Genomic DNA, 12,370 nt, shown 5'->3' on the forward strand with positions numbered 1-12,370 from the left:
CGTGCCGCCCACCGGCGCCACCCGCTGGCTGCTCGAGGCCGCCGCGTGGGTGGGGCAGCGGCCGTGGCTGCTCGCCGTCGCCGCCGGCTTGCTCGTGGCGCACGTGGCCGGCCGCAATCTCCTCGCAGCGTGGCGGCACCGCCGGCACGGTGAGGGCGCAAGGCTCGTAACGATCGCCCCACCACCCGAGGTCGACGCGCACTGCGCGTCCGCGCTGTGGGCCAACCTCGCCGGCACCCTCACCCCGTCCCGGCGCCGCCGCTGGCTCTACGGCAGCCCTCACATCGCCTGGCAGTACACGTGGACGGGACGACGCCTGCTCATCTCCATCTGGGTACCCGGCACCGTCCCACCCGGCGCCGTCGAAGCCGCCGTCCGCGCCGCCTGGCCCGGCGCCGCCTGCACCACCGACGACACCCCCGCCCCACCCATCCCGCTCGACGTGCCCACGGTGGCGGGCGGACATCTGCTGCCCACCGCCGCCGAATGGCTGCCCCTGCGCATCGACCACGACAACGACCCGCTGCGCGCGCTGATCTCCGCCGGCTCCCAACTGCGGGCCGACGAGCACGCCTGCGTGCAGATCCTCGCCCGCCCCGCCGCACCCCGCCGCGCCCTGCGCGCCCGCCGCACCGCCGGCAGGTTGCGCGACGGCAAGATCGCCCTCCCCGCCATCAACCCGGCCGCGCCGCTGCTGTGGCTCGTCGAGGCATTCCTACCCGGCCACACCCCCAGCCCCGCCAGGCACGGGCAGACGGGCCGCCGCGACCCCGGAGTGGAACGCGATGTCCGCGCCATCCTCGACAAGACCTCCCACCCGCTGTGGGAGACCGCCATCCGATACGCCGTCGGCAAGGACAGTCGACGCGCCGGCACCGACCAGCAGCCACGGCTACGGGGCATCGCCGACACCATCGCCTCCTCCTTCGCCGTGTACTCCGGCCGCAACCGCCTCACCCACCGGGCCCGCATGCCCTCCCCCGCCGCGGTCCTCGCGCGGCGGCGCCTCGGCGCCGGATTCCTCACCTCCACGCCCGAACTGGCCGCGCTCGCCGCGCTGCCCCAAGATCTGGCCGTCCCTGGCCTGGACCGCGCGCGGGCGAAATCCATGCCCGCACCGGTCGCCGTCGCGACCGGCGGACGCGGCACCAAGATCCTCGGCACCGCCGAGGTCGGCGGCCACGGCGTGGCCCTGGCCGTGCCGGATGCGCGGTATCACCTGCACGTGATCGGATCCACCGGCAGCGGGAAGACGACGCTGCTGGTCAACATGGCCGTCGACGACATCACCGCCGGCCGCGGCACCGTCGTCATCGACCCGCACGGCGACCTCGTCCTCGACATCCTCGACCGGCTCCCCGCCTCTGTCGCCGACCGCCTCGTCATCTTCGACCCAGACCAGCCGAATCCGCCGACCATCAACCCACTCGCCGGGGACGACCCCGACCTAGTCGTGGACAACCTCGTGTCGATCTTCGGGAACATCTTCGCCAAAGCGTGGGGCCCCCGGATGGACGACGTCATGCGCGTCGCCTGTCTCACGTTGTTGCGGCACGCCAACGTCACCCTGCAACACATCCCGCCCCTGCTCAACAGCGCCCAGTTCCGGTCGGCGATGACCGTCGACCTGGACGACCCGGCCGGCCTGTCCGGGTTCTGGCAGTGGTACGACGAGCTCAACCCCGCTCTGCGCTCGCAGGTCATCGGCCCCGTGCTCGCCCGCCTCCGCGCGTTCCTCCTGCGCGACTTCGTCAAACGCACCATGCGCTACCCGCGCTCGAGCTTCGACATGGGCAAGGTCCTCGACGGCGGCGCGCTACTCGTGCGCATCCCGAAAGGCCAACTGGGGGAGGACACCAGCAAACTCCTCGGCTCCCTGATCCTGGCGCAGGTGTGGCAGGCCGCCACCGCCCGCGCGCGCATCGCCCCCGACAAACGCCGCGACGCCACCCTGATCATCGACGAGGCCCAGAACTTCCTCACCCTCGCCAACAGCCTCGACACAATGCTCGCCGAGGCCCGCAAGTACCGGCTGTCCCTCGTCCTCAGCCATCAGGACCTCGCCCAGTTCCCGAAGGACCTCCTCGCCGCCGCATCGGCAAACGCCCGCAACAAGGTCTACTTCTCCTGCGCGCCCGAGGACGCCCGTGTGCTGGCCCGCCACACCCTGCCCGAGCTCGACGAGCACGACCTGACCCACCTCGACGCCTACACCACCGCGACGCGTCTCGTCGCCGACGGCCGCCAGACACCGGCGTTCACCATGAAGACGCGCCCGCCGAAACCGGTGGTCGGGGAGGCGACCGCGATCCGGCACGTCGCGGCCCAAGCCATCACACCCCAGGACACCAGCGCCATCGACGCCCTCGTCGACCGGTTCTCCCGCCCGGACAAGAGCGACCGGCCCACCGGAGCGGACACTCGCGACGCCCGGCGGAGCAGCCGCACTTCCGGCCCCGCCTGACCACCAACCACCGTTCGGCCGGCACCGTCGCTGTTAGCTGCGGCTGGGCTGATCCGGCGACCCCGGTGGGCTTTCCGTGACGCCTTCCGCTGCGGCTTCACCGCGCCTTCACTACCTCTCACACACGTCCGGCCCCGCCCCGCGGCCCTGTGTGGCTGTCAGCGCAGCACGCCGCCGTGAGGGCGTCCGCTTCAGCGGCGGTGACATTTCCAGACTCCCTCCCCATGGGAGGGGTCACCCTTCGTCTACTCCCTGAGGAGATCCCTCATGTCCCGCGAATCCACCAACCCCGACTCCCGCCCGTCCCGCTCCCCCTCCAGCAAGCTCCAGCGGCTGGCCCACCTGCGTCGGCTGACCCTGCGCGACCGTCAACTCCTGGCCTGGCTCGCCGAGCACTATGTGCTGTCCACCGCCCAGATCGCGGCGGCCCTGTTCCCGTCACCGCGCTCCGCGCGGCTGCGCCTGGCCGCCCTGCACCGCATCGACGCCGTGCACCGCTTCGTCGACGTCACCACCGGCGACGGCCAACACCTCTACACCCTCGGCCCGCTCGGCATGCTCGTGCACCCCACCACCTACACCGACCCCGAACACCCTGATGCCCGGCCGCCGCGCTCCAGCATTGAACGCACCGAACGCATCATCGGCAGCCCGCGCCTGCGGCACCTCCTCGGCGCCAACCAGCTCTTCATCGACCTACACGCCTACACCCGCACCGACCCCACCACCGAGCTGGTGCGGTGGTGGTCCGAGCAGCACGCCACCACCGCCTACACCCTCGCCGGCATCCGCCCCGACGGCCACGGCATCTGGTCGGCCGCCGGCCACACCGTCGGGTTCTTCCTCGAGCACGACAACGGCACCGAACCCCTAGGCAGGGTGCTGCGCAAGCTGCGCGGCTACGAACGCCTCGCCGAGTTCGGCCCCCGCTACCCCGTCCTTCTACGGGTGCCGACCCGCCGCCGCGAAGCTCACCTCCTCGACGCCCTCGCCGGCGTGCCCACGGTCATGCCCGTGGCCACCGGCCTGCACGACGAGCACCCCGCCGGGCCCGCCTGGACCCTCGCCGCCGAGCCCGGCCCTCGCCGGTGGCTGCACGAGCTGCCCTCCGACCACGGCCCCCGCAACAGCGCAACGAACCCACACCGCTACACCGATCCCGACGGCGACCTCTGACACCCCGCTCACAGCCGCTCACACCGCAGGTCGCGGCCCAGCCACGCCCTTCAGCGCGTTGTGTGACTGTCACACTGCAAGATCGGCTGTGAGTGGATCGACCTCTCACAGCGCGACACACCTCATCCACCTGCAAGCGGGTGTTGATCTCTCACGGTGCAGGCCAAAGGCCCTTACTGCCGCTGTCGCGCCGGAACGCGCTGTGAGTGGCAGCCGCTACCTTTCCGGCAACACCACACCCAAATTTCGCTCCACCCCGGTTCGGTCCCCACCTCAGGGATCCCCCGCCGCATCCAGCGGTACGCGACGCCCACCCGCTTCGGCCGGTCGGCACGCGCCCGCGCGGCGACCCCTCGAGGTCACACCAGCCACCCACACCACCTCTTCCCTTGATCCGACCCACGTACCCGATGGGCCGGTCATCCCTGCGCCCGCGCGCACCCCATCCAAGGAGGACGACTCATGCCCACTGTCAACGGCACCCCGCTGACCCGCCACGGCAGCCGTGTGCCAGCCATCCCGACACGACCGGCGTCAGCGGCGACGCAGGCGGCCGCGCCCCGCCCAGCCCGCACCCGGGCAACCACCACCGCCCGGCCAACCGGCACGCCGGCCCCGACCATCGCCACGATGATCATCTGCCTGCCCGACGCGCTGCCCGCGCAGGCACTCACCAGCCATCAGCTCGACACCCACCTCAATGTCACCGGCACCCTCACGCCTGTGTTCTGGGCGGTCGCGCAGCTACGAGTGTGGCAGCGCCAGCAGATGATCGGGCTGCGCAAGGGACGACCCGGGCCGTGCGCGGGCGGACCGGTCCGACTGCTCGACCTGCACGGGATGCGCCACGCCGCCGCGGTCGGCGCCGGGATCCGCTACCAGATCTGGCAGCAGGTCGTCCACGGCACCCGAGCAGCCACCCCGTGGCCGCTGTTCGAAACCCGCCACCTCACCGACCCCGACCGCTACCCCCTCGACACGGCGATCGCGGAATTCCACGCCCAACCCCGCGTCCACGCCATGCGCCTGCACGCCGCCGCCGCTCCCGGCCCTGGCCAGCCCAGTGTCGGCGAGCTGGAGATGTACCAGGCGGGCCAGATGGCCTACCAGCACTACCGCGCCGCAAGCGCCGTCGCCGGCGATGCGATGCTCACCGCCGACGGCCGCAAGCTCGCCCCGGCCAGCGACGCCCTCGCCCACCGCATCACCTACCTCGAGCAGGCCCTGGCCCACCTGGACACCCTCGACCCCGATCAGCGGCTACTCGCCGTCGCCCTCTAAACCCCACCCCCAAGCCCGCGGTCGAGGGCACCGGCAACCCGCTGCAGGCCCAGCCCAGCTGGGATGCGAAAGCGGTCGGTCCAGGCTGTGTCACCCTGCAGAACCAGCTTCCGCTGCTGCCAACGACGCACCGCAGATGCCTCAACGGCCAGCTGCCGCACCGCCGCACACAGCGGCGGTCAGTGCTCGACAGGCTGGGCGCCCCGGGCCAGGGGCACCCGCTCCCGCCCGGCCTGAAACAGGCCGCCGTATTCCTCTTCCAGCCCCATCGGCAGGCGGTCGGCCCACGGCGTCCGCATCGGCGGCGTGCTGCCCCTCGCGCAGCGCGCCATGGCCTGCCCGGCTCACCGCCTCACCGGGACGCACGTCACCGCGAGCGAGCCGCCCCTGGCTGGCATCTCCCGCAGGCATCGAGTCCTCGTTCTCACCGCACCCAGCCGGCGCCCGCCGGCCGATCAGTCATTCCTTCCCACGCACGCCCGCCACTCCACTGGCTGGCGACGACCGCGGCGCGGATCTCGGGATGTCCCGAGATCCGGTCGTCGCACTTGATCAGCGACGCGGTCGAAGCGTGGATCACTGCTGACCTCCACACCAGGAAGGACGTGCCCATGACGGATGCAACGCAGCCCGTGCCGGCGCACACGATGTTCACGGTCCTCGCCGCGCTCAGCGAGCTCGGCGAGGCCACTGCCACGGCCGTGGCGGAACACGCCGGGCTCGGCTATTCCACGGCGACGGCGAAGCTGCGCGCCTGGGAAAAGACCGGGCAGGCCGAGCGGTTCCGCAGCGACGACAACCGCGCCATGTGGCGGTTGACCGACACCGGCCGCACCACCACCGCCACGCCACCCTCCACCCAGGAGGCAGCTGACACACCACCCGATGGGACCCCGGCCGCCACCTCGGACACCGCCACCACGACCGATCCCCTCGACGCCCCGGGCGTGCCCGAACGGGACGGCGAACCCCCTGTACCGGCAGACCAGGACACGGACGAGGCGTCCCCGGCCCTGGCTTCCACCGGTGCCGCACCTGCTCCGCTGGACACGACCACGTCTTCCAGTTGCGGCGACGAGCAGCGGCCGCCCTCGGAGGAGGCAGGCCACGACCGCCAACAGTCCGACGCCGCGCCCGACGACGCCGAGGCCGAGGGCGAGGGCGGGTCGAACGCCGACCCGCAGGGGCAGGCAAACGCACCGGGGAACGGCCGCCGGGTGAAGGGCTCCCTGCGGGGTGCGGTACTGGACATCCTCGAAGCCCACCCCGACCGGCAGTACAAGACCAGCGAGTTGTGCAAGCTCATCGACGCCGCGAACGCCGGTAGCGGCGCGAGGAAAGCCAGCCAGGGCGCGGTGTTCAACGCGGCGATCAAGCTGGTCGCCGCCGGCACGCTCGTGCAGACCGTCGAACGCCCGGCCACCTTCCAACTCGCCCCCAACGATGGCGGCCAGTAGCCCACTCGTCAGGCAGCCCGAGGGCGGGCGTCGAAGTTTGGCGACTCACGCCCGCCCCCGGTGCTCCTTCGTGCGAAAGGAGCAACTCAGTGTCTCCCATCCTGCAAGGCATCGTCACCACCGTCGGCGGGATCCTCGCCGGCCTCGCCCTCGCCGGCGCCCTCCTGTGGCGTCAACAGCAAGCCCTCGACGCGGCCCGCTACCAGGCCAGCCACGACGAGATCACCGGCCTGCCCAACCGGCGGCTGTTCCTCACCCGACTACGCGCCGCCCTCGCCGACCGGGTGGCCGTCGGGGTGGTGCTGCTCGACCTCGACGGATTCAAGACCGTCAACGACACCCTCGGCCACGACACCGGCAACCTTCTGCTCGCCCACGTCGGCCGGCTCCTCGCCGCCCTCGACGCACCCGTGGAGATCGCCGCACGGTTGTCCGGCGACGAGTTCGCCCTCCTCGTGCGCGGCGACCACGAGGACGTGGCCGCCGCCGCCCGCGCCGCATGGCAGGCCATCGGCGCCGCCCCCTTCCGCCTCAACAGCGGCGAGGTCAGTGTCAGCGGCTCCGTCGGCTACACCCACAACCCCGCCCACCTGTCCGCGAACCCCCGTCAACTGCTGGCCGAGGCGGACGCGGCGATGTACCACGCGAAGCGTTCCGGTGCCGGTGTGCACGGCCACCATCCCTTGGCCGCCCCAGTGGGACGCAGCCGCGACCGGCACCACCACTGACAGATCTGACGCCTTGAGGGCCCCGCAACCACCCGGTTGCGGGGCCCTCCCCTTTTGCCGCCCTGACAAGGGAGACCCCTGTGCTGTCCTTCACCGCTGTGCACGCCCTGGCCGGCTGCCTCCTGGCGATCGACGTCGACGCCGAGCATCTGGGCTGGGGCCAGCCCCCGACGCTGCTGCTCATTCACACCCGCCCCAACCACACGGCCTCGCCCGCACACGCTGTGCGCAGCGTGGAATTCCCGCTGCGCCGCGACGACCTGCTCACCGACCCCGCTGGCCTGCCCGCCCTGCTGCACCGCCTCGCCGCAGGCTTACGCCAGCCCCACGCGGCAACGCCCTACCAGGCCACCCTCGACACGATCGTCCGCCTGATCCGGGCGACGGAACCCGATGCGCGGCTACTGGCCTGGGCCACCTGCTACGACGACATCCACACGATCAACAACGCGTCACGGCAGGTGCGCCGCATCGACGCCGTCGACACCGATGGCCGCCTCTACCAGCTCAGCCACCCGCGCGGCGATGACCAACCGCTGCTGCTCATTGACGACAGGCCCGAGCCGAGCGAGGTCCCCGCCACCTATCCCGGGCTGATCGCCCTCCTCACCGCCGCCACCCAGAAGGCCAGCAGCGGCGGCCACGGGACGCATGGGGAAGCCGGGCCGTTGCGGCGACCTGACGGCACCGACGAGGAGCCGATCTTCATCACGTGGGGGCCCGACGGGACGTCACTGCGCTGCCAGGTGTGCGGCGCCGTCGACGCGTTCGCCCAGGACGAGATGCCGTCCATGGCCGGCTACGGCGAAGACACCTACATCCGCTGCAGCCGCTGCGGATCCGCCGAGACCAGCGACCCGATCTTCGGCTGGCGCGCCAAGCCCGCCCCTTGGCCAGCACCGCCGAAACAGGACGGCCCGTGACCGTCCCGTCCCGCGTCTCGGCCACCGGTCCGCGCACCTCGCGCCTCCCATTCCCGCATCTGCTGAAAAGGAGACCTGCCCCGTGAGCACCCACTGCTTCGTCGGCACCACCGATGTCGCGAACCCGCACCTCGTGCACGCCCGGTTCGTGCTCCTCGACGGCTACCCGACCGTCGTCGTGCCCGCCCTCGCCGCGATCTGGGCCGGCCACGCCCGCCGCGACGCCCACGCGCTGAGCACCGCGATCCTCGCCTCCGACTGGGAGTACCTCGACCCGGCCATCACCGCCACCACCGAGTCCGGGTTCGCCGGGCAACGCCCGGTGCCCGGCGTCGGCATGACCTTCGCCAGCACCACCGACGGTGCCATCGACGCGGCGGAACCGGTCACCGTGTTCCCGCTGTCACACGCCCGGCACCTCGACGTGGAATGGATCTACCTGATCGACCCGCTCACCGCCACGGTCGCCGTGCACACCGACGACGGGCAGCACCTGGCCCGCTACCGGCTCGCCGGCTGCCTGCCCCCGTCACCGGATGCCACCTGCACCCCCGCGAGCCGCTCCCCCGCAGCCCGCCACGCGCCACATCAGGCTGCGGGAGCCCCGCGGTGAGCGGGCGCGGTCTGGCCGCAATCGCCGCTGGGGTGCTCGCTGTGCTGATGCTGTGCGCGGGCGGAGTGGGGATGCTGTTCACCGGCGGTGGCACCGCCTCGGCCGCGTGCAACGGCACTGTGAGCCCAGGCCGGCAGCCGTTGCTGCCCGCCGTCACCGTGTCCGCGCCCGCCGCCGGCGTCGGGGGCTGGACCGGTGAGCAGGTCACCAACGCGGCCGTGATCGTGTCCGTCGGCGTCGAGCTCACGGTCCCGCCCCGAGGCTGGGTCATCGCCCTGGCCACCGCCATGCAGGAGTCCACCCTGCGCAACCTGCCCGGCGGGGACCGCGACTCGGTGGGGCTGTTCCAGCAGCGCCCGTCCCAAGGCTGGGGCACACCCGCCCAACTCCAGGACCCGCGCTACGCGGCCGGCAGGTTCTACCGGGCGTTGCTGGCCGTCGACGGTTGGCAGGCCATGCCGTTGACCGACGCCGCCCAAGCGGTGCAGCGCTCCGCCTACCCCGGCGCCTACGCGAAGTGGGAGGACGACGCGATCGCCCTGATCCGCGTCCTGACCGGCGGCACCCCCGCCGGGCCCGTCACCGCAGATCTGGAGCAGGCGATGAGCAACCCGCTGTGCCTGTTCGACGCAGGTGACGGCCAGCCCGGCGGCGAGCAGGTGCCGCTGCCAGCCGGGTTCGCGCTGCCGGCGGGCACACCGGGGCCGGTCGTGACGGCGGTCGGCTGGGCCCTGGCGCAGCTCGGCAGCCCGTACACCTTCGGCGGGGACTGCACCGCACCCCACTCCGGCATCCCCGCCCGCCAATGCGACTGCTCATCGCTGATGCAACAGGCGTACCGGGCCGCCGGCATCACCCTGCCCCGCACCACCAGCGACCAGATCCACGCGGGCCGGCCGGTCACCGACTACCGGGACCTGCGGCCGGGGGACCTGCTGTTCATTCCCGGCAGCCGCGGCACCACCGCCAAGCCCGGGCACGTGGGCCTCTACCTCGGCCAGGGGCTGATCGTGCAGGCCCCGCACAGCGGCGACGTCGTCAAGATCATCCGCCTGTCCGCGTGGGCTACGCAGCTCGCCGCCGCGCGCCGCGTCATCGGCTGAACCGCCGCATCCCCACACCGATCACGGATCCCGTCAGCCGGGGCTGCCTCTCAGGCGCAGACGGCTGCGGATCCCCCATCCCTTCGGAGAGGACGTCACCGTGACTGACACGGAACACACCAGCAGCAGGAAACAGCCGGGGACCCGGCCCGAGGACCCCACGGACTGGGTCGCGCTGGGCCGCCGGCTGCAGAACATTCAGAACACCCTGGTCCACCACGAGAGCACCCCGCGCTACGGCGACGACTACTACGCCGAGGCGCTGCGCCGGCTGCTGACCGACTCCCGTTGCGGCTGGATCAGCACCACGGAGCACCAGTGGCTGCTCGACCTGCACACCCAGGTAGACCGGCGTAACGCGCAGGAGGCGAACCGGCGGGCCCGGGAGGCCCGCGCCCGCTACGCCACCGCCTCCCGCACGATCCGCGCCGAGCTGGCCGGGTGGCTGCGCCGGGTCACCAATGAGCAGACCGTGCCGGCCCGCTACCGCCGTGAGGGGGTGCTGCTCGCCGCCGACTGGCTCGACCCGGCCATCTCCGCGGCCCCGCACGCAAGTTCCCCGGCCAGCGCCGCCTCCAGTAGCCCCCAGCAGGCGGCCGTGTCGCCGGTCGGCTCGGATGTGCTGCTGGCGTTGCGGAACGCGGGTGAGCGTGAGGGACAGCTCGCCGTGGGCTGGTGGCAGCAGCACACCCTCGAGGGACGCACCGCATCGGAGCAGGAGCACACCGCCCAGACGGTCCTGGACGGCATCGACAGCAGCGACGACGCGGTCCTGGCGGCGTTGCCCCGCTTCGACGTCGCCGGCTACGACGCCGACCGCTACCAGGCCCACGCGCCGGTCGGCGCCCCCGGCTGGTCGGCGCTGCCCAATCACGATCAGGCGCTGGTGGTCGACGCGGTGCGGGACGGGTTCACCGACACCGTCCGCGACGGTGTCGCCGCCCGCTGCCACGCCGTCCTGACGGCACGGGAGGGGACCCGATGACCTACCAGCCTGGCGAGCGGGTCGCGCTGGAGCACACCAGCGACCCGCACACGCTGCTGCGTCCGGGTGACGAGGGCACGGTGCGCCACTACCACCCGGACCAGCAGGTCCTCGAGGTGAACTGGGACAGCGGCTCCTGCCTGTCGATGCTTCTCGAGGCTGGTGACCGCGTCCGTCGGCTCCCCGCCCCCACTGGCGAGGCCGGCTGGGAGCAGGTGCTCGACTCGGTGCGGGTCGCGGGCGCGGCGGCTGGCCGGGACGCAGCAATGTGGTGGGCGCAGAACCTCATCGGGGGGAGGGCCACCGGCGACGTCCACGAGGTCGCGCGGCAGGTCCTGGCCGGCATCGACGACGTGGACCCGCCGGTCATTGACGGGCTGCCCACCGCCGACCGGCACGTCCTGGCCGAGGACCGCGACCGGTATGCCGAGCACACCCCGCAGGGTTCGCCGGCGTGGGAGGACCTGACCGGCCGGCAGCGCGACCAGACGCGGTGGGCGTGGTGCGACGGATTCGACGCCGCCGCCGAAGCCGAGGTGGCCCGGCAGTGCCGGATCCTGCTGCACCCGCACGGCGATGACCGGGACATGAGCCACCTGGCTCCCGACCGGGTGCGCCTGGGCGGGCCGGGCGTCTTCGCCGGGGACTGGGCGTGGACGGCGAACGGCGACGGACAGATGCGGATCCCGGTCGGGTTCGTCGGTGTCCTGGTGGACACGTGGAACGGGTGGGCGGTGTTCACCTGCACCCGTCAGGTGGCCGAGGCGATCGTCGCCGACCAGCAGGCCGCCCGCGACCGCTACCGGCACCAGCTCGCCGCAGAGGGCGTCAGCGGGCAGCGGCAGGACCGGATGGTCGACGAGTCCATGGCGCGGCTGTGGTTCGACGGCGACGTCATCGTCGCCGACGAAACCCGCGTGCACGACGACCCGGACGCCATCGAACGGATCAGCCCCGACCCGGACGGCCAGCACGTCGTGATGGGCCGCGCCTGGACGTGGCTGCCGGTGCACCCGTACGACTGCGACCGCATCGCAGGCGACATCCCCGACCCGCCCACCCCCGCCAGCACTCCTGAAACGCCGGCGAAGGGAGCACCTGATGCCTGACGACCTGACCGACGAGTTCGGCGAGTACGCCCACGAGGACATGCTGCAAGCCCTCGTCCTGAGCCTGCTGACCAGCGCCGACCTGGACGAGCTGTGCGACGACGCCGACCTGCCGCAGCTCACCCACGACGACGGGCTGCCAGTGACGATCACGTCAGCGCGCACGTACCGGGACGCGGGGGTCCTGACGCTGGACCGCGGGGTATGGCTGGAGCTGTCCGACGGCAGCGTGTTCGGGCTGACCGTGCAGATCTCCCGCCGCCCCCGCGGCGAGGTCACCCTCCGCCGCAGATAACCCGTACCGCGGGCACCGTTGCCGGATCGACTTGATCAGTTCCGGCGCGGGTGCGTTCCTTGTCGTCGCCTACCACCCGATGGCGGCGGCACCACCGATCCGCAGCCCGTTTGGGCTGCCTGCTGAGCACCTCACGGAGCTTGCCGGCCATCCCCTGCCATTGGGCCCGGGCCCGTTCACCGCCCCGTCTCCAACCGCGCGGACACCGCACCACCTTGCCCGCGCACCCGGAGACG

At 72.4% G+C, this 12,370-nt stretch carries 11 protein-coding genes; all 11 read left to right on the top strand.

The window, feature by feature from the left end:
* Position 1 precedes the first annotated feature (1 nt).
* The 11 genes from GA0070603_RS10850 to GA0070603_RS10900 all read left to right on the top strand — a co-directional run bounded on the left by GA0070603_RS10850 (position 2) and on the right by GA0070603_RS10900 (position 12,134).
* Entirely contained in the window at positions 2-2,464 is a 2,463-nt protein-coding gene (locus GA0070603_RS10850) for a type IV secretory system conjugative DNA transfer family protein (RefSeq protein ID WP_425270502.1), read from the top strand.
* Positions 2,465-2,731: 267 nt separating this feature from the next.
* Positions 2,732-3,640, top strand: a complete 909-nt coding sequence (locus GA0070603_RS10855; RefSeq protein WP_091311173.1) for a replication-relaxation family protein — start codon at positions 2,732-2,734, stop codon at positions 3,638-3,640.
* 630 nt (positions 3,641-4,270) lie between these two features.
* The gene (locus GA0070603_RS10860) at positions 4,271-4,921 is read left to right on the top strand and encodes a hypothetical protein (protein ID WP_244282488.1); all 651 of its coding nucleotides are present in this window, start codon (positions 4,271-4,273) and stop codon (positions 4,919-4,921) included.
* Between the two features lie 548 nt (positions 4,922-5,469).
* Positions 5,470-6,378: a MarR family winged helix-turn-helix transcriptional regulator gene (locus GA0070603_RS10865; protein WP_167544534.1), complete on the top strand. Its 909-nt coding sequence runs from the start codon at positions 5,470-5,472 to the stop codon at positions 6,376-6,378.
* Between the two features lie 89 nt (positions 6,379-6,467).
* Positions 6,468-7,106 carry a GGDEF domain-containing protein gene (locus GA0070603_RS10870; protein ID WP_091311176.1) on the top strand — a complete coding sequence of 213 codons (639 nt, stop codon included), beginning with the start codon at positions 6,468-6,470 and terminating at the stop codon, positions 7,104-7,106.
* 80 nt (positions 7,107-7,186) lie between these two features.
* Complete coding sequence (locus GA0070603_RS31975; protein WP_244282489.1) at positions 7,187-8,029, top strand: hypothetical protein; 843 nt, start codon at positions 7,187-7,189, stop codon at positions 8,027-8,029.
* 82 nt (positions 8,030-8,111) lie between these two features.
* The gene (locus tag GA0070603_RS10880) at positions 8,112-8,642 is read left to right on the top strand and encodes a hypothetical protein (protein ID WP_091311179.1); all 531 of its coding nucleotides are present in this window, start codon (positions 8,112-8,114) and stop codon (positions 8,640-8,642) included.
* Positions 8,639-9,745: a C40 family peptidase gene (locus tag GA0070603_RS10885; protein WP_244282490.1), complete on the top strand. Its 1,107-nt coding sequence runs from the start codon at positions 8,639-8,641 to the stop codon at positions 9,743-9,745. The genes GA0070603_RS10880 and GA0070603_RS10885 overlap by 4 nt, the downstream gene beginning before the upstream one ends.
* Before the next feature lie 100 nt (positions 9,746-9,845).
* The gene (locus GA0070603_RS10890) at positions 9,846-10,730 is read left to right on the top strand and encodes a hypothetical protein (RefSeq protein WP_091311183.1); all 885 of its coding nucleotides are present in this window, start codon (positions 9,846-9,848) and stop codon (positions 10,728-10,730) included.
* Positions 10,727-11,839, top strand: a complete 1,113-nt coding sequence (locus GA0070603_RS10895; RefSeq protein WP_091311186.1) for a DUF4314 domain-containing protein — start codon at positions 10,727-10,729, stop codon at positions 11,837-11,839. The genes GA0070603_RS10890 and GA0070603_RS10895 overlap by 4 nt, the downstream gene beginning before the upstream one ends.
* A complete protein-coding gene (locus GA0070603_RS10900; RefSeq protein ID WP_091311190.1) occupies positions 11,832-12,134 on the top strand; it encodes a hypothetical protein in 303 nt (100 codons plus the stop codon). The genes GA0070603_RS10895 and GA0070603_RS10900 overlap by 8 nt, the downstream gene beginning before the upstream one ends.
* Positions 12,135-12,370: the final 236 nt, after the last annotated feature.

Source organism: Micromonospora chersina (assembly GCF_900091475.1).
In the GTDB taxonomy this organism is placed as follows: Bacteria; Actinomycetota; Actinomycetes; order Mycobacteriales; family Micromonosporaceae; genus Micromonospora; species Micromonospora chersina.

Excerpts from the sequence above, each read along its gene's own strand:
- GA0070603_RS10855 (WP_091311173.1), top strand. The coding sequence starts at position 2,732 with ATGTCCCGCGAATCCACCAACCCCGACTCCCGCCCGTCCCGCTCCCCC.
- GA0070603_RS10900 (WP_091311190.1), top strand. The coding sequence starts at position 11,832 with ATGCCTGACGACCTGACCGACGAGTTCGGCGAGTACGCCCACGAGGAC.
- GA0070603_RS10895 (WP_091311186.1), top strand. The coding sequence starts at position 10,727 with ATGACCTACCAGCCTGGCGAGCGGGTCGCGCTGGAGCACACCAGCGAC.
- GA0070603_RS10860 (WP_244282488.1), top strand. The coding sequence starts at position 4,271 with ATGATCATCTGCCTGCCCGACGCGCTGCCCGCGCAGGCACTCACCAGC.